This window comes from Halopseudomonas sp. MFKK-1 (assembly GCF_027474385.1).
GTDB lineage: Bacteria > Pseudomonadota > Gammaproteobacteria > Pseudomonadales > Pseudomonadaceae > Halopseudomonas > Halopseudomonas aestusnigri.
Genome location: NZ_CP114836.1, coordinates 2707066 through 2733374 on the forward strand (window position 1 = coordinate 2707066; position 26309 = coordinate 2733374).

Annotated in this window: 29 protein-coding genes; 27 read left to right on the forward strand and 2 right to left on the reverse strand. The window is 61.9% G+C overall.

Going from position 1 to position 26309, the window contains the following annotated elements; genetic code table 11:
- Window positions 1-80 precede the first annotated feature (80 nt).
- From O5O48_RS12655 to O5O48_RS12770, 24 genes are all read left to right on the forward strand, one after another.
- Window positions 81-443 (forward strand): putative holin, encoded by a 363-nt coding sequence (locus O5O48_RS12655; RefSeq protein ID WP_269687196.1) that lies wholly within the window; start codon window positions 81-83, stop codon window positions 441-443.
- Window positions 443-733 carry a phage holin family protein gene (locus O5O48_RS12660; RefSeq protein ID WP_269687197.1) on the forward strand — a complete coding sequence of 97 codons (291 nt, stop codon included), beginning with the start codon at window positions 443-445 and terminating at the stop codon, window positions 731-733. The genes O5O48_RS12655 and O5O48_RS12660 overlap by 1 nt, the downstream gene beginning before the upstream one ends.
- A gap of 4 nt (window positions 734-737) precedes the next feature.
- Window positions 738-1472 (forward strand): hypothetical protein, encoded by a 735-nt coding sequence (locus O5O48_RS12665; protein ID WP_332367344.1) that lies wholly within the window; start codon window positions 738-740, stop codon window positions 1470-1472.
- Window positions 1473-1644: 172 nt separating this feature from the next.
- Entirely contained in the window at window positions 1645-2226 is a 582-nt protein-coding gene (locus O5O48_RS12670) for a terminase small subunit (protein WP_269687198.1), read from the forward strand.
- A 4-nt stretch (window positions 2227-2230) separates the two neighbouring features.
- Complete coding sequence (locus O5O48_RS12675) at window positions 2231-4231, forward strand: phage terminase large subunit family protein (RefSeq protein ID WP_269687199.1); 2001 nt, start codon at window positions 2231-2233, stop codon at window positions 4229-4231.
- A 15-nt stretch (window positions 4232-4246) separates the two neighbouring features.
- Entirely contained in the window at window positions 4247-4471 is a 225-nt protein-coding gene (locus O5O48_RS12680; protein ID WP_269687200.1) for a hypothetical protein, read from the forward strand.
- Complete coding sequence (locus O5O48_RS12685) at window positions 4471-5943, forward strand: phage portal protein (protein ID WP_269687201.1); 1473 nt, start codon at window positions 4471-4473, stop codon at window positions 5941-5943. Before O5O48_RS12680 ends, O5O48_RS12685 begins: the two co-directional genes overlap by 1 nt.
- Window positions 5940-7145: a head maturation protease, ClpP-related gene (locus O5O48_RS12690; RefSeq protein WP_269687202.1), complete on the forward strand. Its 1206-nt coding sequence runs from the start codon at window positions 5940-5942 to the stop codon at window positions 7143-7145. The genes O5O48_RS12685 and O5O48_RS12690 overlap by 4 nt, the downstream gene beginning before the upstream one ends.
- Window positions 7142-7777, forward strand: a complete 636-nt coding sequence (locus tag O5O48_RS12695) for a head decoration protein (protein ID WP_269687203.1) — start codon at window positions 7142-7144, stop codon at window positions 7775-7777. Before O5O48_RS12690 ends, O5O48_RS12695 begins: the two co-directional genes overlap by 4 nt.
- Before the next feature lie 78 nt (window positions 7778-7855).
- Window positions 7856-8854, forward strand: coding sequence for a major capsid protein (locus O5O48_RS12700; RefSeq protein WP_269687204.1), 999 nt, complete (start codon window positions 7856-7858; stop codon window positions 8852-8854).
- A gap of 2 nt (window positions 8855-8856) precedes the next feature.
- Window positions 8857-9198, forward strand: a complete 342-nt coding sequence (locus O5O48_RS12705; protein ID WP_269687205.1) for a hypothetical protein — start codon at window positions 8857-8859, stop codon at window positions 9196-9198.
- A gap of 1 nt (window position 9199) precedes the next feature.
- Complete coding sequence (locus O5O48_RS12710; RefSeq protein WP_269687206.1) at window positions 9200-9637, forward strand: hypothetical protein; 438 nt, start codon at window positions 9200-9202, stop codon at window positions 9635-9637.
- Between the two features lie 12 nt (window positions 9638-9649).
- A complete protein-coding gene (locus O5O48_RS12715) occupies window positions 9650-9847 on the forward strand; it encodes a hypothetical protein (RefSeq protein WP_269687207.1) in 198 nt (65 codons plus the stop codon).
- A gap of 15 nt (window positions 9848-9862) precedes the next feature.
- Complete coding sequence (locus O5O48_RS12720) at window positions 9863-10606, forward strand: hypothetical protein (protein ID WP_269687208.1); 744 nt, start codon at window positions 9863-9865, stop codon at window positions 10604-10606.
- 49 nt (window positions 10607-10655) lie between these two features.
- Entirely contained in the window at window positions 10656-11330 is a 675-nt protein-coding gene (locus tag O5O48_RS12725) for a DUF4124 domain-containing protein (RefSeq protein WP_269687209.1), read from the forward strand.
- Between the two features lie 62 nt (window positions 11331-11392).
- The gene (locus tag O5O48_RS12730) at window positions 11393-14686 is read left to right on the forward strand and encodes a tape measure protein (RefSeq protein ID WP_269687210.1); all 3294 of its coding nucleotides are present in this window, start codon (window positions 11393-11395) and stop codon (window positions 14684-14686) included.
- Window positions 14686-15117, forward strand: a complete 432-nt coding sequence (locus tag O5O48_RS12735; RefSeq protein WP_269687211.1) for a hypothetical protein — start codon at window positions 14686-14688, stop codon at window positions 15115-15117. The genes O5O48_RS12730 and O5O48_RS12735 overlap by 1 nt, the downstream gene beginning before the upstream one ends.
- Before the next feature lie 88 nt (window positions 15118-15205).
- Window positions 15206-16273, forward strand: a complete 1068-nt coding sequence (locus tag O5O48_RS12740; protein WP_088273997.1) for a hypothetical protein — start codon at window positions 15206-15208, stop codon at window positions 16271-16273.
- 60 nt (window positions 16274-16333) lie between these two features.
- Window positions 16334-18337: a hypothetical protein gene (locus O5O48_RS12745; protein ID WP_269687212.1), complete on the forward strand. Its 2004-nt coding sequence runs from the start codon at window positions 16334-16336 to the stop codon at window positions 18335-18337.
- 2 nt (window positions 18338-18339) lie between these two features.
- Window positions 18340-19911, forward strand: coding sequence for a hypothetical protein (locus O5O48_RS12750; protein ID WP_269687213.1), 1572 nt, complete (start codon window positions 18340-18342; stop codon window positions 19909-19911).
- Window positions 19911-21017, forward strand: a complete 1107-nt coding sequence (locus O5O48_RS12755) for a LamG domain-containing protein (RefSeq protein ID WP_269687214.1) — start codon at window positions 19911-19913, stop codon at window positions 21015-21017. The genes O5O48_RS12750 and O5O48_RS12755 overlap by 1 nt, the downstream gene beginning before the upstream one ends.
- A gap of 228 nt (window positions 21018-21245) precedes the next feature.
- Complete coding sequence (locus O5O48_RS12760) at window positions 21246-22898, forward strand: hypothetical protein (protein WP_269687215.1); 1653 nt, start codon at window positions 21246-21248, stop codon at window positions 22896-22898.
- Entirely contained in the window at window positions 22898-23134 is a 237-nt protein-coding gene (locus tag O5O48_RS12765) for a hypothetical protein (RefSeq protein WP_269687216.1), read from the forward strand. Before O5O48_RS12760 ends, O5O48_RS12765 begins: the two co-directional genes overlap by 1 nt.
- 166 nt (window positions 23135-23300) lie before the next feature.
- Window positions 23301-23792 carry a glycoside hydrolase family 108 protein gene (locus O5O48_RS12770; protein WP_269687217.1) on the forward strand — a complete coding sequence of 164 codons (492 nt, stop codon included), beginning with the start codon at window positions 23301-23303 and terminating at the stop codon, window positions 23790-23792.
- 11 nt (window positions 23793-23803) lie between these two features.
- Here O5O48_RS12770 and O5O48_RS12775 read toward each other — a convergent pair whose 3' ends face one another.
- Window positions 23804-23992 carry a hypothetical protein gene (locus O5O48_RS12775; RefSeq protein WP_269687218.1) on the reverse strand — a complete coding sequence of 63 codons (189 nt, stop codon included), beginning with the start codon at window positions 23990-23992 and terminating at the stop codon, window positions 23804-23806.
- A 196-nt stretch (window positions 23993-24188) separates the two neighbouring features.
- On the opposite strand from O5O48_RS12775, the gene O5O48_RS12780 reads away from it, so the two are divergent.
- Genes O5O48_RS12780 through O5O48_RS12790 form a run of 3 tightly spaced genes read left to right on the forward strand, consistent with a single transcriptional unit; the run spans window position 24189 to window position 25713 of the window.
- The gene (locus tag O5O48_RS12780; protein WP_269687219.1) at window positions 24189-24374 is read left to right on the forward strand and encodes a Com family DNA-binding transcriptional regulator; all 186 of its coding nucleotides are present in this window, start codon (window positions 24189-24191) and stop codon (window positions 24372-24374) included.
- Window positions 24352-25143, forward strand: a complete 792-nt coding sequence (locus O5O48_RS12785) for a DNA adenine methylase (RefSeq protein ID WP_269687220.1) — start codon at window positions 24352-24354, stop codon at window positions 25141-25143. Before O5O48_RS12780 ends, O5O48_RS12785 begins: the two co-directional genes overlap by 23 nt.
- A gap of 30 nt (window positions 25144-25173) precedes the next feature.
- Window positions 25174-25713 (forward strand): lysis system i-spanin subunit Rz, encoded by a 540-nt coding sequence (locus O5O48_RS12790; protein WP_269687221.1) that lies wholly within the window; start codon window positions 25174-25176, stop codon window positions 25711-25713.
- A gap of 18 nt (window positions 25714-25731) precedes the next feature.
- Here O5O48_RS12790 and O5O48_RS12795 read toward each other — a convergent pair whose 3' ends face one another.
- Window positions 25732-26214 (reverse strand): hypothetical protein, encoded by a 483-nt coding sequence (locus tag O5O48_RS12795; protein ID WP_269687222.1) that lies wholly within the window; start codon window positions 26212-26214, stop codon window positions 25732-25734.
- Between the last annotated feature and the right edge of the window lie 95 nt (window positions 26215-26309).

Sequence of the window (26309 nt, forward strand, 5' to 3'; positions counted from 1 at the left end):
TTTTCTATTTCCGGTGTACAGGTAGCCGGCAGCATTCGATTTGGCCTCATGCGTGTGGCCTCGCATTACGGAGACCCAGTATGACCGACATCAGCAGCGGGACTATCGCAGCGGCCGGGCTGGTCGGTGTGTCTGCGGCGAGCCTTGTCCCGGGCGTTGACCTGGAAGCTGTGATCGGCGCATTCGCCGGGGCGCTGTTCTTCATGGTGATGTCCAAGGACCTGAGCTGGAAGGCGCGGGCCGGGAACTTCCTGTTCTCGTGGGTCGGTGGGTATTTCTTTGCTGCCGAGGTGGTTGCTCGCGAGTGGGCTACTACCTCGGCTTTGCCGGCGCTGCTGGGCGGACTGTTCATTGTGGCGTTCTGCGTGAGCATCATGGAGTTTGTGCAGACAGGGAAGGCGCCCGGCTGGTTATCCATTATCCCTGGCTTCGGTAAGAAATGATGATCGACCTGTCTACCCTGATCGCCTCGATGCTGTGCGGCGCTATCTGCTGGCGTGTGGCTACGTTTCGCCGGCAGGGTGCTCGCTATCGTCCGGGCATGAGCGTTTGCGCATACCTGCTGGCGGTTAGCACTGGCGGTTACTCGCTGACCGTGGCCCTTGCGCCGTTTACTGGTCACCAGGTGGCACCGGTCAGCCCGTTCCTGCTGATCGTGTTTGTGATCCTCGCGGTCATGGTCTGGCGGTCACGCGGCAACGTGGCAGCGGTGCTGCGCAAGGCTGAGGGGTGAGGCGGTGATCGGCGCTGGTCTGGCCGTCACCGACCTGGACGACGCGCTGGCAGATCTGGCGAAGCTGGGCAAGCAGGCCAATCCTGCACTGGCATGGGCGGTCAACGAGGTTGGAGCCGAGGCCATCAAGATGCTGCAGGCCGAGGCCCGCACTGCATTCGACAGGCCCACGCGCTTTACTCTGAACGCATTCAGGCTGCTGCGTGCCAAGCCATCGGCACCCGAGGCGGCGGTCTGGGTCAAGGATGAGAAGGACGGGGCGGGCGGTGGTCAGGCGCCCGAGGCTTGGTTTGAGCCGCAAGTCTACGGCGGCGGCAGATCGGTCAAGCGGTCGGAGTACCGGTTGCGGGAAAAGGGCATCTTGCCTTCGGGTATGTTCCTGGCCCCGGGGCCGGGCGCGCGGATGGACGCCTACGGCAACATGTCTCGCGGTCACATGCAGCAAGTGCTTTCTGGTCTGGGTGCAGACAACCCGTCTGGCTCGACCATCGTCGCAACCCGCAGCGCTCGGTCATTGAAGAAGGGCCACGCGAAGGCGTTCTTCGTGATGAAGCGCGGCAAGACCCCCATTGGTATCGCAGAGCGAAGAGGCAAGACCCTTGCTCTGGTGCTGCTGTTCGTTAAGCAACCCAACTACTCGGCCCGCTTCGACTTTCATCGGGTCGTCCGGCGGGTGGCTGAGAACGATGCGCTGGTGGAAGGCGCGATCGGCAGGGCCATCGAGCGGTTCGGGGGGTAGGGGCGGATGGTGCACCGATTTGGGGCGCCCGAAAGGGGTGCCGGGGCCCCTGGGGCGGCGAAACGGGCAAGGGTTATTCGGCTCGCGTTTTCTCGTTAGCGGGAGGGCGTGAGACTTAGTTAACAGGGTGAACTGGTTAACCGGGTTGGGTTAACGGTTAACGGGTGATGGTATGCAGACAGCCAGCAAGTCGGAATTCGCGGCGCTGATGGGCTGCTCCAAGGCCTACGTCTCCAAGCTGGCGAAGCAAGACCGGCTGGTGCTGGATGAATCTGGCAGGGTGCTGGTCGAAGAGACGCGCGCCCTGCTGGAGGCCAGTGCGGACCCGAGCAAGGCGGGCGTTGCCGAGCGTCACCAGCGCGAGCGGGTGGAGAAGGGCGTCGGCGCTCACGTATCACCTACTGCTCCAGCAGACACCGCGCCGCCGGCACCGAAGCCCTCGGGCCAATACGATTACCAGTCGTCCCGCGCACAGCGGGAACACTACCTGGCGCAGCTTGCCGAGAGCGAAGCCCGCAAGGCTGCGGGGAGCCTGGTTGAGCGTCAGGCGGTGGAAGATGCGGCCTTTGCTGCTGGTCGCGCGCTGCGTGATCTGGTGCTTGGGCTGCCAAAGCAGGTTGCGCCAGAGCTGGCGGCCATCACTGACCCGTGGGAACTGGAGCGGGTACTGACTACCCATCTGCGGCGAGTGCTGGAGGATGCAAGCCGACTGAGTGCGGCGGATCTAGAGCGGGTGCTGCAGCCACAGAGCTGAACCTATGAACATTGACTACGCGGACGGTGCCGAGCAGTACCGCTCGGCGTTATGTCGTGGGCTGGAGCCAGACCCCGAGCTTTGGATTGATGAATGGGCTGACGAGTACATGCGGATTCCGCGTGATACCGGTGCCGCGGAGCCAGGCCCCTATCGGACTGACCGGACACCATACGCTCGCGAGCCGATGCGTTGTCTGTCGCCAGCTCACCCGGCCAAGCGCGTGGTGACCAAGGTCGCCTCGCAGATGATGAAGACGCAGATCGCACTGAACTGGATTGGTGGCGTGATTCACATGGCGCCGTCGAACATCCTGACGCTGCTGCCCAGCCTCGGGCTGGCCAAGCGGGTCAGCGGGCGTATCGACAAGACGGTCAAGGCGTCGCCAGCGCTGCGCGAGAAGGTGGCGGTTTCGCGGTCGCGCGACTCGCGCAACACGATGGACACAAAGGAGTTTGAGGGCGGCACGCTGTACGTCACCACCGCTGGCTCTGCTGCCAACCTGGCGGAAGTATCGGCCCGGTATGTGTACGGCGATGAGGTCGACCGCTGGGACGTTGACGTTCAGAACGAAGGCGACCCGGTCGAGCTGGCCGAGGCTCGCGGCTCCACCTTTGGCCGTAACGCCAAGTTCTACTTCTCCAGCTCGCCAACGGTTAAGGGTGCCTCGCGCATCACTGACCTGTTTGAGCAGGGCGATCAGCGCCACTACTACGTGCCTTGCCCCTACTGCGGCGAGTACCAGCACCTGGAGTGGCAGAACCTAAAGTGGGCCAAAGACTACAGCTGGGCTGGCATGGTCTGCTGCAACGAACACTGCAGCGGGCAGGGCGCTTTTATTGAAGAGCACCACAAGGCCGAGATGCTGGCCAAGGGCGAATGGCGTGCTCATGCGGTAGGCGATGGGGAGACGGTCAGCTTCACGCTGTCTGCCCTTTACATGCCGCTTGGCTGGAAGAGCTGGATAGATCTGGCCCGCCAGTACGACAAGGCCGCGGCCGCCCTGGCCAAGGGCGACCTTGAGCCCATGCAGGTGTTCTACAACACCCGCTTGGCTGAGGTCTGGGACAGTGCCCAAGAGATGACCAAGGCTGAGGAGCTGCAGAAGCGGGCCGAGGATTATCGGCTTGGTACCGTGCCTGCGCCGGCCATGCTGCTGACTGCGGCAGTGGATACTCAAGACGACCGGCTTGAAATGCTGGTGATCGGCTGGGGCGAAGGGCTTGAGCGCTGGACTGTGGATCACAAGGTGATTCAGGGCCGGCCAGAGGACGACCGTACCTGGGCGCTGCTGGATGAAGAGCTTAAGCGCCGTTACCTGCACGCGTCAGGCATTGAACTGTCGATTCGTGCAGCGGCTATCGACTCCGGTGGCCACCACACCCAAGAGGTTTACCAGTTCTGCCGCCTGCGGCGCTGGCGCAACATCTTCGCGGTGAAGGGGGCGAGCAAGCCCGGGCGCCCTGTTATTGCACAGCGACCGTCCAAGGTCGATGTGACCTGGAAGGGGACCACCGAGAAAGAGGGTGCCGAGCTGTGGTTGATCGGTACCGACACCGCCAAGGACTGGATCTACAACCGGTATGGCCTCAAGGAAGGGCCGGGCGCGCTGCACTTTTCCAACGACCTGCCGGACGACTTCTACGCGCAGTGCGTAGCAGAGCGGAAGATCACCCGCTATGTGCGCGGGTACCGGCGCGTGGAGTGGACCAAGGCCAAGGCTGACAGAAACGAAGGGCTCGACCTGCTGGTGTATAACCTGGCCATGGCGCACTACCTGAGCATCCCGCGTTACAGCGTGGCTGACTGGGAGCGTCTGCGCACGGCATTCAACCAACGTAGCCTGTTCAGCGAGCCGACGGACATCACTGCACCGCCACCGGGTGATGAAGACTCGCCGGAATCGCCAGAGCCGCCCAGCAAGCCAGAGCCAAAACCACCCGCACCTGCACCAGCTGCAGCGCGGCGTCGCACTTCCCGCAGCGGGTACCTGTCCCGCAGATAGATCAAGGGGCAAATCATGAGCACTGCACAGCAGCGCCTGGACGGTGTTCGGGCGCAAATCGATGAAGTCCTGAAGAAAGGCCAGCGGACCCGCAAGGGAGACCGCGAGCTGCAGCGTGCCGAACTGGCCAGCCTGCGGATGCTGGAGGCCGAGTACATCAAACAACTGTCGCGCGAAAGCGCAGGCAAGGCTGGCCGCTCACGCACAGTGCGGCTGTATCACGGGGGCAAGGGCATCTGATGAGCAGAATCCGAGTTACCCCGCAACGTATCCGCAACAGTTATGACGGAGCAGGTACTGGCCGCCGCGCGAAGGGCTGGGAGGCTCCGGCTGCGGCGCTCAATAGCGTTGCATTACCTGCGCTGCCGTTGCTTCGCCGGCGCAGCCGTGCGGCGGTCAGGAACGACCCCTACGCACTGTCGGCCATCAGCAAGCGCGTTACCAACATCATCGGTACTGGCATCACGCCACGCCCCCAGATCAAGGACGACGAGATTCGCTCGCTGCTGCAGGAGCGATGGGAGGACTGGTGCGACGAAGCCGATGCGGATGGGCGCACCGACTTCTATGGCCTGCAGGCCTTGATCGGCCGGATGGTGGAAGAGGCCGGCGAGTGCTTCGTGCGCTACCGGTACCGGCGAGACAGCGATGGGCTGGCGGTACCGTTCCAGTTGCAGGTTCTGCCGGCTGAGTTTGTGCCGATCGATCGCAACTTCAAAACCCGGCGTGGCAACGTGGTGCGGGCCGGTATCGAGTTTGATGCGGTCGGCAAACGCGTCGCTTATTGGATGTATCAGCAGAACCCCGGTGATAGCGGCGCGCAACTGGCTGGCTACAACACGCTGCATCGGATTCCTGCTGACCAGGTGCTGCACGTTTATGAGGTGCTGGAGGCCGGACAGCTGCGAGGTATTCCGCGCCTGACGCCGGTGCTGCTGCGGCTCAAGTCGTTGGACAACTACGATGACGCGGTGCTGTTCCGGCAGGAGGTCAGCAACCTGTTCGCCGGCTTCATCAAGAAGCCGCCATCCGAAGGCCCGCCCGAGGTGGACCCGGTAACAGGCGAGCGGATTGTCACCGCTGCTGACGGCACACCGATGGTTGCTCTTGAGCCTGGCTCAATGCAGGAGCTGCTGGAGGGCGAGGAGATTGAGTTTTCCGATCCGCCGGACGCTGGCAATACCTACGTCGACTTCATGCGGCAGCAGCTGCAGGCCGCGGCGGCTGGCGTAGAGTTGCCCTATGAGCTGCTCACCGGCGACATGAAGGACATCAGCGACAGGGTGCTGCGCATCCTGTTGAACGACTTCCGGCGCCGCATTGAGCAACTGCAGTTCTCGGTCTACGTGCACCAGCTTTGCCGCCCAGTGCGTATTGCCTGGCTGGACGCGGCGTACTTATCGGGTGCACTTGATCTGCCGGACTACCCCACGCGGTTTCGGGACTACCGGCGCACACGCTGGATTCCGCAGGGCTGGGCATATCACCACCCGGTGCAGGACGTGCAAGGCAAGATCCTTGAGATCGGCGCAGGTCTGCTGAGCCGCAGCGAGCATGCGCTGCGCACGGGGTATGACGCGGAAGTGATCGACAACGAGAACGCCCAAGACAACGCCCGGGCCAAGCGCCTCGGCCTCAGTTACAAAACCGACACCTCGGCTGTTCAGGACACTGGCGACGGGGGCACCACCGACGAGGAAGACAAACCATGAAGAAACAACTGCACTGCGCTATTGCCGTTGCAATGGCCGCTGCGGCCACGGTGCCGTGGCGGATCATGAACAAGGGCGACGGGGCTGCTGGGCCGCAGGATGGCACCTGGTACCGCTTTAACAACCTGGCCGCCGAAGACCAGACCACTCCGCTGGAGATCGAAATCTACGGCGAGATTGGCTCGTGGGGCAAAACCGCCGCTCAGTTCCTAGAAGAGCTGAAGGCTGCGGACGATGGCAAGCGCCAGATCGTGGTAGCCATCAACAGCGTAGGCGGTGAGGTGGGCGACGGCTTTGCCATCCACAACGCATTGCAGCGTCTGGGCGAGCGGGTAACCGCGCGCATCGACGGCTTTGCCATCAGCGCTGCCGGTGTCGTCGCGATGGGTGCCCACAAAGTTCAGATGCACGACAACGCCATGCTGATGATGCACAACCCCTGGGCATGGGCGGCTGGCGACAGCGAAGAGTTTCGCAAGGTCGCAGACATCATGGACCAGATGCTGGAAGGCATCATCGCCAGCTTCAAGCACCGGCCGAACCTCACGGTGGACGATGCCGAGCTGCGCCGGATGATCAACGCCGAGACTTGGCTGACGGCTGCAGAAGCCAAGGGCATGGGCTTTGTGGATGAAGTGCTCACCGGTGCCGGCAGCGTCAGCAACACCACCAGCCTGCGCATCCTTAACCGTTACCGCAATATGCCCGAATCGGTACGTGCGCAGGTTGAGAAGGAGCCGGAGCAGCCTGCCGATCCGGATGTGCCGCCAACGGATGAGCCGACCACCACTGAGCCGCAGAACAGCAACGATCCGGACAAGGCCGCACTGGCGGCGCTGGCCGTTGCCGAGTGCAGCAAGGCGGGCATCGCCGATCACGCAGACGTGATCATTAAAGCCAGCGGGCTGAAGGATGAAGCCGCCATCAAGGCTGCCGTGAAGCAGGCCAAGGATGTGAAGGCGCTTTGCGTTCTGGCCAAGCAGGCAGGCATGGCCCCCGACCTAATCAAGGACTGCGCCACGGTGGACGTGGCCCGCAGCAAGCTCTTCGACAAGCTGGTCGCCAACAGCGGTCAGGTTGAAATCACCAACCACCCCAAGGTGGACGATCAGCCCGCGCCCAGTGCGAAGGCGGTCGACCCTGGCGCCGTGTATGCCAAGCGGCGTAATCAGCAAACTGCCTCGAAAGGAGCGCAAGCATGAGTATCAAAACCGAAGGCGTGCACGCCGGTGAATTCCTCCTTTCGGAGGCCAACGGTGCGCGTAGCCGAGAAAACATTGTGATCGTAAAAGGTGCAGGCCAGCTGGCAGCCGGCACGCTGCTGGCAATGATCACTGCCGCCAACGCCATGGTGCCGACGGCTGCAGGCGGTAACACCGGCAACGGCACCATCGGCAGCATTGCCATCAGCAGTGAGGCGGTATCTGGCACGTACCTGCTGACCATCACCGAGGCTGCGGCCAACGGCGGTACCTTTGAGGTTACCGCATCGAACGGCGCAGTCATCGGCACCGGCGAGGTTGGTGTGGCCTTTGAGGCCGCAGGCATTGGCTTCACCCTGGCTGATGGCAGCACCGACTTTGCCGAGGGCGATGCCTTCACGCTGGCGGTGACGGCCAACCTGGACGAATACGTGCCCTACGACGATGACGGCACGGACGATGGCCGCCGCACCGCTTCCGCCATTCTGTATGGCCCGGTGGATGCCACTGATGTGGATGTCATGGCAGTCGGCATCGTGCGCGACGCGGAGGTCACCGAACGCCTGCTGACTGGCCTGGACGCTAACGGTCGCGCTGATCTGGCAGCCCTTGGCATCGTCATCCGGCCCTGATCAATGCCAGCAGAGCTGATCTGACTGTTTATCCCCCAACCCCGCACTCGCGGGGTTTTTTATTGCAAGGAGCCCACCATGGCTGAGATTTCCATTTTTGAAGATGAAGCCTTCAGCGTCTCGTCGCTGCTGGCGGTCATCAATGACACTCCGCAGGTAGCCGGCCAGATCGGTGCCTCGGGCCTGTTCTCTGAGCAGGGTGTCAACTCCACTGTTGTCCAGATCGAAAAGGACGGCACCACGCTGGCACTCGTACCCGCGGGCGAGCGCGGCAGCGTCGGCATGGCTGTGCTGGCCGACAAGCGCCAACTGATCCCGTTCAACACCGTGCACCTGCCTCAGACCTTCAAGGTGCTCGCTGATGAGATCCAAGGCATTCGCGCTGTGGGCAGCTCCACTGAGCTGCAGCAGGCGCAGCGGGTTATCGAGCGCCGTTTGAACAAGGCGCAGATGAATCTGGATGTTACCCACGAGTATCAGCGTGTGGGTTCTATCAACGGCCTGGTGCTGGATGCCGATGGCAAAACAGTCCTGCTGGATATCTTCCAGCGCTTCGGCCTGACCCGCCCCAAGGCGTTCTCCTTTGAACTGAACAACCAAGACACCGACATCAGCGTCAAGTGCGTTGAGGTTCTGGATATTCAGGAGGACGCACTGGGTGCGCTCACCGGTACTGGCCCCCGCGCCTGGTGCGGTAAAGACTTCTGGAACAAGCTGATCTCGCACCCGAAGGTGGTCGACACCTATAAGGGCAGCGAAGCTGCCAGTTCGCTGCGCGGTGACCGCCGGATGGCCTTTGAGTTTGGCGGCATCCTCTGGGAGCGCTATCGCGGCAAGCTGAGTGGCCAGCCCTTCGTGGCTGACAACGAGGCCCGTCTGGTGCCGGAGGGTGTGCCGGACCTGTTCATCAGTGCCTTTGCCCCGGCGGACTACATGGAAACGGTCAACACCGAGGGCCTGCCGTACTACGCCAAGCTGGAGCGTATGCCGTTTGATAAGGGTATCGCGGGCGAGGCGCAGTCCAACCCGCTGCACCTGTGCACCAAGCCGCTGGCGGTGCGCACGCTGACCATCTAACCGTGGCCAGCTTCGCTGATCTGGCAGACGACATGGACGCCACCCTGCTGGACTCGCTCAAGGATGGGCGCGTCGACTTCCTCACCGCATCCGGGTCGGTTGCGGTTGAGGGGCTCGATGCCATCGTCGAGCAGGATGTCGAGCGCATCAACGAGCTGTCCGGTGCGGTTGATCGCGTGGTCACCATCTGTGTGCTGAAAGGCCCGCTGGGCAGCTATGACCGCAAGGGCGCGTTCCGCAGCAACGCGGACGAGCCGGTCAAACTGCTCGCCGGCAAGACCATGCATCTGGACGGCATCGAGTCTGATGACGGTTCTCTTATCACTTTCTACGTGAGGCCCTGATATGCCTGCTGACGTACAGAGCCTGCTGCTGGCAGAGCTGGAACAGCGGTTGGCCGCGGTGCCCGACTTTGGCGCGCTGGTGTTTGAAGACAGCGTGCTGCGGGTGCTGGATGAGGCCGACCCCGCGCTGCCGGACAGCTTCATCATCCTGCAGCCCGGCGACACGCAGGAGCTGCAGCGCGTCGGCGACGCCGGGGTGCGCGAGCAAACCACGGTAAGCGTGACCCTGGTCACCAAGCTCCGTGCGTTCGCCCCGGCGCTGCGTGCTGGGCGGCTGGCGGTGAAAGTCGCGCTGGCAGGGCAGAAGGCAGGGCTGGCGGTTCAGGGCGTGCAGCAGGTTGCTATGCCCAGCGAGTCATCGCTACCGCCCGCGCCCGGTCGCCTGTGGGCCGCCCACGTCATGCAGCTGCAAATCAACTACCAACAACCCCTCAAATAACCGGAGGCATTCATGCCGAAGCACAACGTCACCGCGCCATTCAATTGGAATGCGGGCGGCAAGGTCGTGGCCTATCCAAAGGGCGAGCAGAATCTGCCGCCGGATGTGGCCGCCCACGCCATCAAAAACGGGTTTGTTGCCAAGCCCACCGAAGCAACCGCCAAGCAGCCGGCCGCGCCTGAGAAGGCCGAGCCCGCCAATAAGGCTTAACGGGAGTAACCCTTCATGGCACAAGTAGATCGTTCGTTTATCGGCGAGGGCATTGCCTACGCTCGCGCCTATCAGAGCCAGGATGCGCTGCTGGATATCGGCAACTGCGATGTCTTCAACATCTCCTACCAGACCAACCGCATTGCCCTGCCGAACTACCGTGGCGGTGGCGGCAACCGTAACGTCCGTGATCGTGTGACGGATGTGAACACCACGCTCGGCCTGTGGGACCTGACGCCTGAGAACATCGCGCGTGCGACCCGTGCGACTGTGACCGAAGTCGACACCACGCCCATTGTGGATGAAGCCCTGGCCTGCGCCGGTGTGCTGGGTGAGCTGATTCCGTTCAAGCACCTGCCGGACCTCACGGTTGCGCCGGTACTGAAAACAGCGTCAGACACTGCGCTGGTTGCCGGTACCGACTACCTGCTGAACCAGCACGGCATCATCGTGTTGAGCACCACCAACATCACCAGCGCCGGCGTCAAAGCCAGCTACACTCCGCGCGGTGCCAGCGTCATCCAGATGCTGACTGCGCCTGCGGTCGAGCTGGAGATTTACATTGCCGGCTTGAATGATGCCCAGTCGGGTGAGCCCTACAGCCTGCGCGTTCATCGCGTGAAGCTGGGCCTTGTCAGCCAGATGCAAGCCTTCGGTCAGGAGTACCTGAAACTGGAGATCCCGGGTGAAGCGCTGGCGGATGACCGCATCACCGGTACCGGCATCAGCAAGTTCTGCCAGATGGATATGGCGGCTTGATGCGGTGAGTGATGTGCTAAGGTGCCCTCAGTTGAAAGGAGGGCACCTTATGTCTGCAAGGATGGCATGTGTAGTTGTTGGACTGGCTGCTGCGGCGCTGAGTGCGCCAGGGTATGGTCAGGTTTATCAATGCAAGGATCAGAACGGTCGGCCGGTATTTACCGACAAGCCTTGCGCTGGATCGTTGCAGGATGCCGGGGGAGGCTCGGAAGATACCGGCGGCCCAATCCGGGCGCAGCAGTTGATCCTGATGGAGTCTCAGTATCGAGTGAAAGTTGCTCGGATGCTGAACCGGCTCTCAACCGAGCACGCTCATTGTCGTCAGCGCATAGCGCCCGAGACGGCAGGTGTATCCCGTGACTACAGCACCCCGGACAATCCGTCGTTCTTTGTCCAGTGTGGTGATCGTCAGGTTCCAACGGTGGTTCGCTTCACTATGCGGGATATCGATGGCCGAGGCAGCATTGCGGTACCGGTTCAGATTGAAGAGCGGGCTGCGGTCAGGCGGTGCGAGCAGGAAGCTCGGGATCGGGCCTACCGGGCTGACTCGGTGGACTTCTCACGAATTCTGGATCTGGCGTTCAACGCCCGGCCTAATGGCGAGAGTACGGTGATCAGCAGCTTCACTGCTGAAAACGCATTCGGTGCCGAAAACAAGTTTGATATTCGATGCGACTTCTCTGGTGAGAGGTTGATTGACGTGCGTATTTCACGGGCTAGATAGCTGCGTGATCGAACACCTAGAACCCTGCCTCGGCAGGGTTTTTTATTGCCCGGAGAAAACCCATGGCTGGCATCAAAGACCGCCTGATTCAGTTCATCTTGCGCGGCAAGGATGATCTGTCGCCCGAGGCCCGCAAGGCGGCCAAGGCGCTGGAGGATGTGCAGTCACAGAGCCAGAGCCTGCGTGATGAGTTTGACCGGGCGCGTTCTGCCCGTGGCCTTGCTGAGAGCCTGAAGCAAACCCAGCGCGCTGCTGAGCAGGCAGAGCAGGCGCTGGTGCAAAATGACTTGCAGGTGCGTGAGCTGCGTGAGGCGCTGAACCAGTCGCCGGAAGCTGCGGGCCTTGCGCAGTCGCTCAAGGAAGCCGAGCGCGAAGGCCGCAAGCTGGCCAAGCAAGTGGCCGAGCTGAACGCCAGCCTGAGCGATCACGAAGCTGCCGCACGTGACGCGGGTATCGATACCGCAGACCTGGCCAACGAAGAGAAGCGGCTGGCCGCCGAGCTGGCCAAGGCCAAGGCAGCAGTGGGCGACAACACCGATGAGGTGCGGCGCCTGGAGAATGAGCTGCGCAAGGCGTCGCGGGCATCCTCTGAGTATCGCTCGCGCGTTGATGCCGCCCGCTCGGCGATGACCTCCGGTGCCAAGCAAGTGCTGGCCTTTGCTGCGGCCTACGTCTCGCTCAATGCTGCGTTCAGCCTGGTGCAGAAAGGCCTGAATCTGGTGCGCGATGGCATCTACTCGATGCTGCAAACCGGCGACCAGTTCGAGGGCATGCAGACCCAGCTCACTGCCTTGATGGGCTCTATCGAGGGCGGCGAGCAGGCCACGGAGTGGATCAAGCGCTTTACCCGCGACACGCCCCTGCAACTGCAGGACGTGACCGAAGCGTTCACGCTGCTCAAGGCATTCGGCCTTGACCCAATGGATGGGACGCTGCAGGCCATCACCGACCAGTCCGAGAAGCTCGGCGGCGGTATGGAAAAGCTGACCGGTATCTCGTCGGCCCTCGGCCAGGCGTGGGCCAAGCAGAAGCTGCAGGGCGAAGAGATTCTGCAGCTGGTCGAACGCGGTGTGCCCGTGTGGGATCTGCTGCAGAAGGTAACCGGCAAAAACACCGAGCAGCTGCAGGAGCTGAGCAGCAAGGGCAAGCTGGGCCGTGATGTAATCCGTGACCTGATCACCGAGATTGGCAAAGCGGCTGAGGGCTCGGCAGCGGCCAACATGAGCCGCCTCACTGGCATCGTCAGCAACCTGCGTGACGTGGCGGCTGACTTCCTCGATCGCATCGCCAAAAGCGGCGCGCTCGATTACGTCAAACAGCAGCTGCTGGGCGTGGCCGATGCCATCGACCAGATGGATCGTGACGGCAAGTTGGATCAGCTGGCCACCACCCTGTCCGATGCATTCATCGAGGCGTCGGAGTGGGTCAAGCGGTTCATCGGCGACATTGCAGACTTTGACCTCAGCGAGCTGAGCGACAAGGCCAGCACCTGGCTGAGCGATCTGGGTGCCAAGCTGGACGACGCCCGCATGCGGGTGCAGCTGTTTGTGGCGCCGTTCACCACCCTGTTTCAGGGGCTGGTGGCTGGCTTCGCGGCCATTGGGCTTGCTGCCGTGACGCTGGCTAAGAACATCGCTGACCCGTTCTTGGCAGCAGGGGAGGCAATCGCAGACGCCTTCAACCTGGACAGCTTGAAGGAGCGCATCAGCAATACCCGCAGCGAGATCACAATGCTGCAGGGCGCGCTGGTCAATCAGATCGAGCAGTCCGGCGAGAGTATCCGCAACGCGTGGGACGTAACCACCCGGCATCAGGTGCGGGGCGCGCGGGATGTGACCGACGCGGTCAAGGCCGAGACTGATCAGCAGCGCATGATGAATCAAGCGCTGGCTGATGAAATGGTCAACAACCAGCAGCTGGTGAAGAACGCCGCGATTGAAGCGGCCATCGCCGGCACTCAGGCCATCGCTGACTTTGCCGAAGCCCAGAAGCTGATCGACACCGCCACCACGGTGGAGCAGCTGCAAGGCCTGCGCGGGGCCATGCTGAGTGCATATCAGGACGGTGCCATCACCCAGCAGGAATACGCCGCCGGGCTCGGCATCGTTGCCGACAAGCTGGACGAAGTAGGGGGCGAGGCCGCCAAAACCGCCAAGTCCCTCTCTGATGTGATCGACGAGCTGGAAGACTTCTCCGGCGTCCAGAAGGCCATCAGCAGCGCCAAGACTGACGTTGATATCAGCAAGCTGCGCACCGCCATCAGCTCACTGTATGAAGACGGCAAGCTGTCGGTTGATGAGTACAACAAAGCCATCAAGGCGCTGGAGAAACAACAGGACAAGCTGAGCGAATCGACCGGCAACCAGGCCGACGCCCAGACAAACCTTGAGAAGCAACTGCAGGCGGTGACCGACGCGCTGGCCGAGCAGGCAGCTGCAGAGCAAGCTGCAGCAGATGCCAGGGCAGAGCAGCAAGCAGTCTTCCGCGACGCCTTCAGCACCTTCTTCGACGAGGTGATGACCGCCGCCCGCTCGCCGCTGGCCGAGCTGAGCGATAAGGCGCTGCAAGCGTTTGACGCGCTCAAGGGCATCAGCAGCGTTGATGTGGATCTGGACACCAGTAGTCTCGAAGGCACTGCGGCGTCGCTGAACATCGTCAACGACCAGCTGGCCGACCTGCAGAACAACCTCGACAACCGCATGCGTGGGCCGTTTGCGCGCTGGGCAGATGAAACCCTGTTCGCCAGTCGCAAGCTCCAGGAACAGTTCCTGGAGCAGAAGCTGGCACTGCAGCGGCTGATGGACGGGTATGAGAAGGGCGCGGTCTCGCTGGCCAGCTTCAAGGTGCAGGCCGTTGGCCTCAAGTCCAGCCTGGACCTGCTGGACGCCTCCGACTTCTCCGAGCTGGACAGCGCCTTGGAGTCGGTCAAGCAGCAGTTTGAGTCGGTGGCCGATAGCGCGAAGGGCACGCTCGCCAGCATCCGGGACGAGCTGGACAAGGTGCGCGGCAACGAAGAAGCGATCGAGCGCCGTCGTATGCAAAGCCGGCAGGCTGAGCTGCAGGCCCAGATTGCCGAAGCGCAGGCAGTGGGCAATCAGGCCGCCGTTGCAGACCTGCGGCAAGCCCTCGGCATGCTGCGGACTATCCAGTCCGAGACCGAACTGGCCCGCGAAACCGAAGCCCGGCAGCAACGGCGTGAAGCCGTCGCAGCGGCAGCGCCGGAAGCCGCGCCCACCCCCAGCACGATCATCCGGCTGGAAACGGCGCAGGGCCGTTCTGTCGATGTGAGCGTGCCCACCGGGCAGCAAGACGCACTGCTGGGGATTCTTGAACAGGCTGGATTGAGGAGCGTGTGATGCCATTAACCCTTGGCGCAGTGGACCTGGCTGCCGATCCGGATCTGGCCGGCGACCAGATGGAATGGGTAGACGAGTTTGACTGGGACGCCATCACCCAAAGCCAGGAACGCGGCCTCACCGGCGCGCTGCTGATTCAGGAGGGCGTCAAGCTGCATGGCCGGCCCATCACCCTGCAGAGCAACGGCGGGGCCTGGTTCACGCTGGCCACCGTCCGGGCGCTGGAGGCGCTGCGCGATCAACCCGGTGCAGTGATGCAACTGGTGCTGCCGCGCGGTGATCAGTACTGGGTGACGTGGAACCGCGAGAGCGGCCCGCCCCTTGCTGCCAAGCAGGTGATCCGCTCACAAGCCATGGACGACACCGTGTATGAGCTGACCCTGCGGCTGATCACCGTCGCGCCGCCGCCAGAGCCAGAGCCTGAAAGCTGAAAGCTGTCTATAGTGGGATTCGCTGATTGGTGGGAAAAAGCATTCAATTGGTGTAGATTCTTCCGCCACGACAGGACAGGGAAGGGTTATGGCTGCTATTGAAATCAGGGACGATGCGGGTGCTTTGGAGCTTTTGCACGCGTTGTTGGAGTCTCCAGATATGGAGGTTCCAGAGGTCAAGTTTATTGACTGGCCAAAGTTCGAGCTTCATGTAAAGGGCGAGCGTTATCACTCGACGATTACGCCTGAGTTGATGAAGTCTTTCCTGCTTTTTCAGACAAACCTCAACAAGTCGTATGCGCTTGCAAAGTACGCTGACTCAGGTCATCGGCTCCGTGATGCTGAACGAGAAGACCTCAAGCTGCTGGTGGAAGTTGGTGAAGGCAGCTCAGGATTCATAGCGAAACTTGAAGATCAGTTCTTAAAGATAGGTGATGCACTGGCGGAGGGGGTTAAGGATATGGAACCGCGTCAAAAGCTAATCGCCATACTCTTCCTTGGCAGTGCTGCAGTAGGCGGGTGGTCTGTAGATACTTACCTGCAAAACAAGAAGGAAGTCCGGCTTGCGGAAATCGCGGCTCTTGAACATGAGGCTGAGCGGGAGGAGCGAATTCAGACTCTGCAGGTAATGCAGCAGATTGACGCCCAGCACACCGAAGCTATGCAGGGTATGTTCAACCGGGTTGTCGACGAGTTGCCGCAACTCACCACTATTTCAGAGCGCATGGCGGCCTCGTATGACGAGATTATCGCTAGCACTGCTGACTCAGAGTGGATTGAGATGCAGGGCCGCCGTGTTGATGGCGCAGTTGTCAGTGAGTTGGGTAACTCTCCCAGAAATCGTTCTGTAGAAGATCGTGTGGCTGGGGTGTACCGAATTCAGAACGTAGATCACTCAAGCCCTACAGATTACCGCTTCAAGCTCTATGACGTGACCAGGCGTCAGGAGATCGTGGCCACTTTACCCAAAGACGGCAGCATGGTTACCGATCAGATTCTGGACTTACTTCAGGACGCTGAGTGGGGGCGTAAGGTCGTTGCCTTGCACCTAATCACAAAGGTGCGAAGCGGTAGAGTTGTTAAAGCTGAGATTGAGAAGGTGGCACGAGTCGAAGATCAGGCTCGCTACGCAGAGCAAGATCCCGCAGCTGAATAAATCACATTGGTGTCCCAGAAACCCTGCCCCGGCAGGGTTTTTTTATGCCCGGAGAAAAGCATGACCATCACCGTCAATGACGTGAAAATCCTCAAGTCCCAACGCCTGACCGATGAAAACGACGGCGGCGGGCGCGCCACCGGTGATGCCGTGGTCGACGGTGAGGTGAACAATCTGTTCCCCGACATCAGCCGGCTTGACCGCACCCTGGGCCGCATCGCGCTGCGCAAGGTGTTTGCCGGTGTGCTGACCGAGAATGCGGACGCCTACCTGGGTGCGCACTCCATCGTCACCAAAGCCCCTGCGGATCCGCGCGTGGCCGTGCTGCTGTTCAACAGCAACAGCCAGACCGATGAGCGCTCCGACGCCCGCTCGGTGATCGAGGGCTACGTGGTCCCGTCGACCGTTGCGCAGTTTGAGCTGTTGGGCGATCAGTACGCCGGCCAGCGCGCAATCACAGGCATTCAGCGGCAAGAGGCCCGGGTGCCGGAGGTGGGTGATGTGTTCCAGCTCACCAGCGGAGCCAACAGCCAATACGTGCGCGTGCAGGCGGTGGAGGCTGCGCTCGAGGAGTTCGTATACGACTACGGCAACGGCAACTTTGTGAACTTCACCCGGCGCCGCCTCTCGATCACGATCACCGCGCCGCTGAACGTCAAGTTCCCGGGCGGGCAGGCTGTGCCCGGTGGCACCAGCGCGACCAACCTGGCCAACGAACCCAAGAGCGTGGTGCTCGCCACGCAGGTTGCAGACTCGGCCCGGTACTACGGCATCAGCCCGCTGGCTGCCGCGATCACCGCTGGCGACATGACTGTCAATGTGGATTCGGTCTACTCGCAGTTGGTACCCAGCGCGGTGAAAGAAAGCGCGCTGACCAATCAGCTCGGCGGTGCCCGCAAGCGCTACGTTGTGCCGGCCAGCCCGACCAGCCGCACGGTTACGTTGCAGTTCGCGCAGGTCACGGCAGGCCAGAGCCGCAGCTTTATCACCCACGGCGCCGCCCTGGGTAGCCTGTCGCTCAGCATTAACGGCGGCGTGTATGCAGACGAAGGGCAGGGCGAGCTGACCTGGCGCAGCGGTGCCAACAACTTCACGCGCATCACCGTCGATTACGAAACGGGCGAGATCAACGCCTACCGGTCCAGCACCTACACCGGCTCGGCCAGCCTCACCTATCAGCCGGCAGCAGCGGTCACAGGGGAGAGCGTCACCGGTGAGATCGAAGTGGTGCTGGCCACGCGTGGCTTTGCCTACACGCTCAACCTTGCCGAGGCCAAGCCGCGCCCCGGCACGCTGTCGATCAGCTTTATGGCGCTGGGCAAATGGTATGAGCTGCGGGATCTGGGCAACGGCGAGCTGTCGGGCGAGGGCAGCGGCACGGTTGACTTTGCCACCGGCGCGGTGAGCATCAGCCTCAACGCGTTGCCGGATGTCAACACCAGCCTGGTCTACACCTACGTTTGCCAGATCGACGACAACCTGCAAACCCACACCGGCGCCGGTACCGCGCCGCAGATTCGCGTAGAGCACCAGCTGCCGCATGAGGGCGTTGAACCTGGCAGCGTGGTGGTCACCGTACTGCAGGGCGGCGTCAGCCAGACCCTGCTGGACCAGGGCGACGGCACCCTGTCCGGCGCAGCCGGTACCGGTTCCGTGGTCTACCTCACTGGCACCGTGCGGCTGGAGCTGGTCAGCACGCCCGACCAGGGCAGCAGCATCGTTATCGACTACAACCGCGGCGGCGTGGATGTGGATACCCCGCTCACGGCAGCGCCGGACTCGGGCGGCATCGTCAGCGGGGTAATCCCCGGTGCGCCCTTGCAGCCGGGCAGCGTCAACATCCGTTGGCAGTCCACGCGCAAATCGCTGGTGCCATCCGGTACCGATGGCGTCGCCTACAGCGGCGTGCAGCTTGTGGACTACGAAGCCAACGACGATGGCGTCGGCAACTGGATCGGCTTCATCGGCAGCATCAACTACACAACCGGGGCGTTCAGCCTGCAGGTTGAGCAGCTCTACGACTACGTAGAGCACGAAGTCCAATACAACATGACCGAGGTATAACGATGGGCGTAGTCGCGGGTAAACGATACAAAAGCACGCCGCGCACGGTTACCACCGTTGTGCCGCGTCAGGAGGTATTCGGCGGCACGCTCATGGTGCGTGCCCAGGCTGCCGGTGCCACGTATGAAAGCCAGAGCCACTCAGTCAGCACCCCGGCGCTGGAGCTGGACCTGCTGCCCGGTGTGGCAGACCCCATCGTGCCCGGCAGCCTGGTGCTGCATTGGGGCGGCGAGACCTACATTGATCGCGCCGGCGTGCTGTTCCGCGCGGTCAACACCAGCACCAACGCCGGTGTGGCCGTGGGCACCGTGGACTACCTCGGCCGCAAGGCCACGCTGGCCAGCTACCCGGCAGGCATCAGTGGCGGCGTCACGCGCCTCGCCTGCCTCACCAGCAGCGCGGGCTTCAGCACCACCGAACTCACGTTCCGCACGCCCGGCGCACCGCTGCGGCCTGCCAGCCTGCAGATCACCGTAGTGCGGGCAGACACAGCAGAAATCGTCACCGCAACGGCAGACCTGAACGGCAACATCACCAGCGGCATTGTTCACGGCACCGTAGACATTCAAACCGGCATCGTTCGCCTGCGCTTCACCACTGACCCGCTCGACGTGAGCGGCGCAGCCAGCGTGCCGGTGATCGCATCACTGATCACATACAACGCCGTTGTGCAGACCAGCCTGCCAATGTCCGCAGAGCTGCTGGGGCTCGACCCGGTACGCCTGCCGGCAGACGGGCGAGTGCCGGTGTACCGCGACGGCGACGTGCTGGTGATTCAGCACACCGCAGAGACAGAGGCCACCCCGGTGGCCGGTCAAACGGTGCAGCTGCCGCGTATCTATCAGGCAGCCATTGAAGTGGTCGACGCCAACGGCGTTGCCCTGCGCCCGGATCAGTACACCACTGACCGCGAGCTGGGCACGCTGACCTGGGCAGACCCGTTCACCGCCGTGGATGCCGAAGGCAACCCGCTGACCAGCCCGCTGGTGATCCGCGACCGCGTGGAGCACATGACCGTGTGTACCGAGGTGCAAATTACCGGCGCGCTCGGCATCGGCTCGCCCGTGCCGTGGGACCTGCCCGCCGCTGAAACGGTGGTCAGCAGCGCCGTTACCTGGGGCGACCTGCAGGCGCGGGTCTACAACTGGTTCACGCAGAAAACCTGGAACACCGGCTCACCCAACTGGACGGACGCCCAGCAAGGCGACAGCACTACCGCCCAGTTCAACCTGCTGAACTACCCGATCGAGATCACCAACATCGGCGCGATCAGCGGCAAGTGGGCAATCATTTTCACCGGCTCCAGCACCTTCAACGTGGTGGAGGAGCAACTGGGTGTCATCGCCACTGGCACCACCGGCAGCGACTGTTCTCCGATCAACCCGGCCACCGGCTCGCCTTACTTCGTGATCCGGGCTGCAGGCTGGGGCACCGGCTGGGCGGCCAGTAACGCGGTGCGCTTCAACACCGATGCCTGTCTCGGCCCGATGTGGATCGTGCGCACGGTTGTCAGCGGGCAGGGCACGGTTGAAGACGACCAGTTCAAGATCCAGATTCGTGGGGATGCAGACTGATGAGTGAAGAGAATCTGGTTGGCGGCATCGTGAATGCCCAAGTCTCTGTTGAGTCGCTGCCAGCTTCGCGCCAGATCGTGGCTGTTGAGCGTCAGGCTGATGGAACCTGGCGTGTCTGTGGCCACGGTCAGAGTGGCGCGGATGGGCTGGCGGAGTTCTCGGTCCAAGCTCGGCCTGAATCAACGATCTACGCACTAGCGGTCGATGAATGGGGAACTCCTTGGACTTCGGGCATGACGGTCGCAGTGGGTGATCTGGTACGCCCGACCAATTTTGTTGGTTGGCTATATCGCGCCACGCAGGGCGGTGCGCTTCCAGTGGATGAGCCCGTCTGGTGGAACAGTTCTTCGCTCGGTCCTCAGCCGGCTGGGACTGCTGTTCTGGAGGCTGAGCGTTATTACCAACCAATCTCGCATGGCCCGCTCGCTGTTGAGTTTACGGACGAGTTTGATGCTGATTGGCCCAGTGTCGCGGCGCTGCTGCATTTTGATGGCAGCCCGGGCTCTGCGCAAATTCTTGACGAGACTGGCAGGGTTTGGACTGCTTATGGAAACGCAAGGCTTGCGGAAGATGAATCAGCTTTTGGTGGGTCAAGCCTGTTGTTGGATGGCTCTGGAGATTTTCTTGCAACGGCTCACGACCCAAAGCTATCGGTGGCTAATGGTGATCATACAATCGAAGGTAAGCTTACTCCATCCTCGCTAAGTGGAGTCAAAGCCTTTGTGGTGAAGCGGAATACCAGTTCAACGCCGACTGGATTTTCTTTCGGCATTGAAAACGGCAAGTTGTTTGCAATTGCGTGGGGTGGGGGCGGTAACACCGTGGTTTTCCCGCAGGGCAATACTGTTCTCAAAGTTGGCGTTTCCTACCGTGTCGCCTTGGTCATTAAAGGCCTTGTCTGGTCTATTTATTTAGATGGCATATTGGAGGCATCGGCAAGTCGCACTGGTGAGATTACTGGCAATACGAGCTCAGTGTTAATTGGGCGCGACCCGACAAACTCCGGACGGGATTTTGCTGGACGTATTGATGAGTTTAGATGGACGGGCGTTGCCCGATACACCGAAAACTATACGCCTGCTACTGAGCCATTCCCGAGTCGATAAGCTATGCCTGCTTACTTGCCTGGTTCTACGAACTTTGATTTCAGCGGACCTGAGTATGTTCCGTCGTTGCCGGCGGTTTTTGATTTCGGTGCCAGCACTCCCTCTGGCTACGTCCTGCCCCCCAGCCTAGTCACCTCGCTAACCAGCACCTGGTCTCGCCCATCTGCAGCAGCAGACGCTGGAGCGGTGGCAGGCTGGGGGGCAGTAGGCCAGCGCGATGCAGCGGGCGTGTCTGGGTGGGGTATCGGCCAAGTGATCGACCTGCAGCGCGGCGCGCCGTGGTCTGGGGTGCCAGCGAAGGACAGCAGCAGCGATCTGGAGTGGGGCACTGCCAGCGCTATGGATGGCGCAGCAACCCGCGCGCAATGGGGCGATCTTCCGGCCAAGGATCTGGGCGTTGCGCCGGGGTGGGATCAGAGCATTCAGCCGGTCGAGTGGCAGGTGCGACTGGTCTACAACCCGCGCGTGCCGGCAAAGGATGCGACCACCCGTGGCCGCTACCAGCGCAGCGCTGAGTATCGCGTGCGCAAGCTGCAGCAGCAGAGCAGCCAGCTTTATGTGCCGCCGCAGCCGTTGGCGTTCGCGTTCGATGGGGGGCTGTACACGCCGGCGGTGAACGGTGCGGTGTTCTTCACCTTCGCGCTGCCGCCAACGGTGGCCGGCCAGATCGGCCCTGTCGATGCCTCAACTGGGTTGCCCGTCCGCCCTGCGCGCCGGGTCAACCACGGCAGTCGCTTGCCCTGGGGTAGAGCAACCCCGCTGGACCCAGTGCCGACCGGCATTGAATACCCGGACTACGAAGGCCCCATCACCATCATCACCCCGCCGGCCGAGCCGGATATTCTGGAGACATACATGATCGCCAACAGCGTCAGCGTTGTGGTGCTGCCCGATCGCGTGCCGCTGGAGGCAACAAACCTGCGCATAGGGCGTGATATCGATAGCTTCGCCTGGACGCTCTCGGCCAACCTGTTCGGGCGCACGTCGCTCAATCAGGTGCGGCCGGACGCCAGCGGCCCGAAGGAAGTGGAGGTGACCATCAATGGCCACGTCTGGGTGTTCCTGATCGAGCGCTACAGCGGCACCGGCCAGCTCAGTAAAGAAGCCTACGGCATCACCGGCGTCAGCCGCACCCAGCTGCTGGCCGCGCCTTACGCACCAGCCCGCAGCAAGGTGAACACGGCAGACATCAACGCCGAGCTGGCCGCCAGCAATGAGCTGATCAACACCGGCTTCACCTTGAACTGGGACAGCTACACCCTCGGCCCGCCCGATTGGACGCTGCCGGCCGGGGCGTTTAGTTACCAGAGCCAGACGCCAATGCAGGTGATTGCCTCGCTAGCGGAGACGGCTGGCGGCGTGGTCAGCCCTGCAATGGCCAGCGATGAGCTGACTATCCTGCCTCGCTACCGCGCGCCGGTCTGGCAATGGTCCAGCGCCGTGATGGACCGCATCATTCCTGCCGCTATCGTCAGCGACTGGGGCAGCGAGTGGCAGCCGCAGCCTGACTGGAACGGCTGTTACGTCAGCGGCACCAACTATGGTGTCGCGGTCGATGTGCGCCGCGCCGGTACCGCCGGCGACAACCCTGCGCCGGACGTGTTCGCAGACTGGATCACCGGCACCGAAGTGGCCCGCAGCCGTGGCATTGCCGAGATCAGCAAGGGTGGCAATCAGGAGATTGTCACCCTGAACCTGCCGCTCTTCCCAGCAGAAACTGCGCCCGGGCTGGTCACGCCAGCGCAGCTTTGTGAGGTGCGCGACGTTGACGAAACCTGGCGCGGCCTGTGCCTGAGCACAGAGATCACCGCAGAGGGCATTGGCGCAAGCCGGGTCAAGCAAAGCATCCGCCTCGAACGGCATCACGCGGAGGGCGCGTAGTGGCAACAGTCAACCCGTGGAAACGCTTCATCGGCCTGCTGCCCGGCGGCAGCCGCACAGTCGGCACCGTGGCTAGCGTCAACAGCACAACAGGAACCAGCACCGTCACCCTGCGCAACGGCGTGAATGTGGTGGTGCAGGGCTCCAGCGTCGGGGTAGGGCAAAAGGCATTCATCACAGACGGCCGCATCACCGGCCAAGCGCCAAGCCTGCCGCAGTACGACATTGAGGTATAGCGGGGGAGAGTTGCCGGTACTGCAAAACCCGGCTTGGAACGCCCACATCCCTGTAGAGCCAGCCGATAGTGCCTGCCCGTGTGGGCGCTGTCGCTGGCAAATACCAACAAACGATAACCCCATCACAACAGCCGCCGCAGGGCGGCTTTTTCATGTCGAGGTTCCAATGGATTTTGATGAAGCCTTTGACCGGCTGATCGGTCATGAGGGCGGGTACGTCAATCACCCTGCTGACCCGGGCGGTGCCACCAACTTCGGTATCACTGAGCGGGTGGCTCGGGCACATGGGTACCTGGGGGATATGCGGCAACTGACGCGCAGCCAAGCCAGAGAAATTTATCGTGTGGCCTACTGGGGGCGAGCGCGTGCCGACGAATATGACGGCGCTATTGGGTTCCAGCTGTTCGATGCGGCGGTGAATCACGGCATTGAGAACGCGGTGCGGTTCCTACAGCGCGCAGTTGATGTTGCCGATGACGGTGATGTGGGCAGCATCACGCTCAATGCAGTGCGAGCGATGACCGTCACGGATGTGCTGATGCGCTTCAATGCAGAGCGCCTGCAGTTCTACACCAAGCTCTCCACTTGGCCCCAGTTCGGCAAGGGCTGGGCGCGGCGGGTAGTGGGCAACCTACGTTATGGAGCGGTCGACGCGTGAGTGTCGTCGGGTCAGCTTTCTGTGTTGAGCAGGGCTGCTGCCAGTTGGCGAAGTTCTGCCTGGGCTTCCCGGCGCTCAGCAGGGCTTAGCTCTTCATCGGCGCCGGCGTCGGCGTGGAGTTCGGCGTCGAGCAGTAGTGCAGCCGCATATCGCCGAGCGATTTGGCGTGCCAAGCCTTTCCTAACCAGTTCCGTATTCATGAATCCGTCACTCGGCGTCTTGTTGGGTGGCTGAAGTCGTGGGCAACGCCCGCGCAAAAAAAGAGAGGGCGCCGATACCGAGTGGTGCAACACCCGGCACCGGCACCGACCTGCAGAGCAAGCCTGCAAGCCAGCCAAGGCCCCCCGCTCACGCGCGAGCCGGGCAAGCCTAGCACGTTCCAAAAAGGCTATGCAGATGAGAATCGACCTTCGTTGTGGTCACTGTGACCGAAAACTCGCCACGGCTTCTGGGCCGTATGACCTGACAATCAAGTGTCCCCGCTGCAAGGGGATGAACCAGTTGAAGGCCTCGAGCCTCCCGAACAGAGCGCCGATGAGCGCCGCTTCTGGAGTACTCGATGCAGACTCTACCAATCATTAAATGGATGGGCGGCAAGCGCCGCCTGGCTGACCGAATCCTCCCGCTGTATCCACCGCATGAGTGCTATGTGGAGCCGTTTGCTGGCGGCGCCGCGTTGTTCTTCATGAAGCCGGCGTCAGAGGTGGAGGTCATCAACGACATCAACGGCGAGCTGATCAATCTCTACCGGGTGGTGCAGAACCACCTGGAAGAGTTTGTCCGGCAGTTCAAGTGGGCGCTGTCGAGTCGGCAGGTGTTCAAGTGGTTGCAGGACACTCGCCCCGAAACGCTGACCGATATCCAGCGGGCTGCGCGGTTTTACTACCTGCAGCAGTCGGCGTTTGGGGGCAAGATCACGGGGCAGACCTACGGCACGGCGACCACGCAGGCGCCCGGGCTGAATCTGCTCCGGATCGAAGAAAGCCTGTCCGCTGCGCATCTGCGGTTGGCTCAAACCTATATCGAGAACCTGCCCTGGGACGAGTGCGTGCGGCGGTATGACCGTGAGCACACGCTCTTCTATCTCGATCCTCCTTACTGGTTGACCGAGGGTTACGGCGTCGACTTCCCGTGGGCGCAGTACCAGCTTATGGCCAAGCTGCTGAAAGAGATTAAGGGCAAGGCGATCGTCAGCCTCAACGACCACCCGGACGTGCGCGAAGTCTTCGCCGGCTACCACTTTGAAGCGACGGACATTCGCTACACGGTTGGCAGCGGTAAGGGCTCCGAGGCCAAGGAAGTGCTGATCTTCAACTGGGATCTGGCGGCAGAGCCTGCCGGACTCTTCTGACCGCTGCCGCCTGGCAGCAACGGAGTATCCATGATCAATTACATCAGGCTCGGCATCGCTGCCGGCGCGCTGGCCGTTGCTGCTGCCGGCGGCGCAGCTGCAGCGTGGGCATGGCAAGACAACGCATGGGCGGCGAAGCTGGCCAGCGCCCAGACCGCGCACGAATCAACCCTTGGGGAGATCGCTCGAGCAGGCGCGCAACAGTTGCGGCAGCAGCAGGAGCTGTACGTTGCCCAGCAAGCACGCCTGCAGGCGCTAGACACCGCTCACTACCAGGAGATGCAAGATGCAAAAGCTGAAAACGAAAGCCTGCGCCGCGATTACAGTCATGCTGATGATGAGCGCCGCCGGTTGCGGATCGCAGTCAAGGTCGCCCGAGCTGACGCTGTCGTCGCCGGAACCCTTGCCGAGTCCGCAGCCAGCAGCTTGGGCGATGTCGCCACCCTCGAACTCAGTGGAGCAGCTGGACAAGCTGTTTGGGATATCCGAGCAGGAATGATTGAGGACCGGGAGAAGCTGCTCTATCTGCAGGGCTATGCGTCGGAGTGCAAAAAACAGGGAGGCCCATAGCTAGAGCCTCCCTGAGGTTTAGTTCGAGTAAGGGAATTGAACGTCCAGTATGCTCTGAACCACCCGGTAGATGCTTTCTGCCACCGCTACATGGGAGTCTTGGCCTACGATGTGAATCCTCTCTTCGTGCTCTGCCCCAGGCTCAATGCAGATCAGTAGTCCGCGCTCATCATATAGGGCCTCACAGCGGACTGCGATGCGGCGCTTCGGGTAGGCGTTGGGGGCGGTTTCGATAGTTACTGCGATTGCAAAGAGAATTGCCCAGTCGGCCCCGGGCAGCTGGAACGGTCTGAGCTCTTTGAACTGCTCGTCTTGGTAAAGGCCCAATGAGACATAGCGCTCTTTCTTTCCATTGAGTTCGTATGTTTTGTCTGGTAGCTCCAGAAAGTTTTCAAAAGCCCGGACTGTGTTACCGGCGGCATCCTGTAGCGGTTTCCAGAAGTTTTCTTCCCTCTGCATCCGCGACTTTTCTAATTTGCTAAGCTCTTCAAATTTGGACATTGCAAGTTCCCTTTGTTGGTTCCTCTAGTCTCTACGCCATATTCATCCCAGCCCGGTCGAAGTCGGCGCCAGGTCAGGATGGCAGAGATCACTCT

Coding starts and splice junctions, on each gene's coding strand:
- O5O48_RS12655 (WP_269687196.1), top strand. CDS start 81: ATGACCGACATCAGCAGCGGGACTATCGCAGCGGCCGGGCTGGTCGGT.
- O5O48_RS12660 (WP_269687197.1), top strand. CDS start 443: ATGATCGACCTGTCTACCCTGATCGCCTCGATGCTGTGCGGCGCTATC.
- O5O48_RS12670 (WP_269687198.1), top strand. CDS start 1,645: ATGCAGACAGCCAGCAAGTCGGAATTCGCGGCGCTGATGGGCTGCTCC.
- O5O48_RS12675 (WP_269687199.1), top strand. CDS start 2,231: ATGAACATTGACTACGCGGACGGTGCCGAGCAGTACCGCTCGGCGTTA.
- O5O48_RS12680 (WP_269687200.1), top strand. CDS start 4,247: ATGAGCACTGCACAGCAGCGCCTGGACGGTGTTCGGGCGCAAATCGAT.
- O5O48_RS12685 (WP_269687201.1), top strand. CDS start 4,471: ATGAGCAGAATCCGAGTTACCCCGCAACGTATCCGCAACAGTTATGAC.
- O5O48_RS12690 (WP_269687202.1), top strand. CDS start 5,940: ATGAAGAAACAACTGCACTGCGCTATTGCCGTTGCAATGGCCGCTGCG.
- O5O48_RS12695 (WP_269687203.1), top strand. CDS start 7,142: ATGAGTATCAAAACCGAAGGCGTGCACGCCGGTGAATTCCTCCTTTCG.
- O5O48_RS12700 (WP_269687204.1), top strand. CDS start 7,856: ATGGCTGAGATTTCCATTTTTGAAGATGAAGCCTTCAGCGTCTCGTCG.
- O5O48_RS12710 (WP_269687206.1), top strand. CDS start 9,200: ATGCCTGCTGACGTACAGAGCCTGCTGCTGGCAGAGCTGGAACAGCGG.
- O5O48_RS12715 (WP_269687207.1), top strand. CDS start 9,650: ATGCCGAAGCACAACGTCACCGCGCCATTCAATTGGAATGCGGGCGGC.
- O5O48_RS12720 (WP_269687208.1), top strand. CDS start 9,863: ATGGCACAAGTAGATCGTTCGTTTATCGGCGAGGGCATTGCCTACGCT.
- O5O48_RS12725 (WP_269687209.1), top strand. CDS start 10,656: ATGTCTGCAAGGATGGCATGTGTAGTTGTTGGACTGGCTGCTGCGGCG.
- O5O48_RS12730 (WP_269687210.1), top strand. CDS start 11,393: ATGGCTGGCATCAAAGACCGCCTGATTCAGTTCATCTTGCGCGGCAAG.
- O5O48_RS12735 (WP_269687211.1), top strand. CDS start 14,686: ATGCCATTAACCCTTGGCGCAGTGGACCTGGCTGCCGATCCGGATCTG.
- O5O48_RS12740 (WP_088273997.1), top strand. CDS start 15,206: ATGGCTGCTATTGAAATCAGGGACGATGCGGGTGCTTTGGAGCTTTTG.
- O5O48_RS12745 (WP_269687212.1), top strand. CDS start 16,334: ATGACCATCACCGTCAATGACGTGAAAATCCTCAAGTCCCAACGCCTG.
- O5O48_RS12750 (WP_269687213.1), top strand. CDS start 18,340: ATGGGCGTAGTCGCGGGTAAACGATACAAAAGCACGCCGCGCACGGTT.
- O5O48_RS12755 (WP_269687214.1), top strand. CDS start 19,911: ATGAGTGAAGAGAATCTGGTTGGCGGCATCGTGAATGCCCAAGTCTCT.
- O5O48_RS12770 (WP_269687217.1), top strand. CDS start 23,301: ATGGATTTTGATGAAGCCTTTGACCGGCTGATCGGTCATGAGGGCGGG.
- O5O48_RS12775 (WP_269687218.1), bottom strand. CDS start 23,992: ATGAATACGGAACTGGTTAGGAAAGGCTTGGCACGCCAAATCGCTCGG.
- O5O48_RS12780 (WP_269687219.1), top strand. CDS start 24,189: ATGAGAATCGACCTTCGTTGTGGTCACTGTGACCGAAAACTCGCCACG.
- O5O48_RS12785 (WP_269687220.1), top strand. CDS start 24,352: ATGCAGACTCTACCAATCATTAAATGGATGGGCGGCAAGCGCCGCCTG.
- O5O48_RS12790 (WP_269687221.1), top strand. CDS start 25,174: ATGATCAATTACATCAGGCTCGGCATCGCTGCCGGCGCGCTGGCCGTT.
- O5O48_RS12795 (WP_269687222.1), bottom strand. CDS start 26,214: ATGTCCAAATTTGAAGAGCTTAGCAAATTAGAAAAGTCGCGGATGCAG.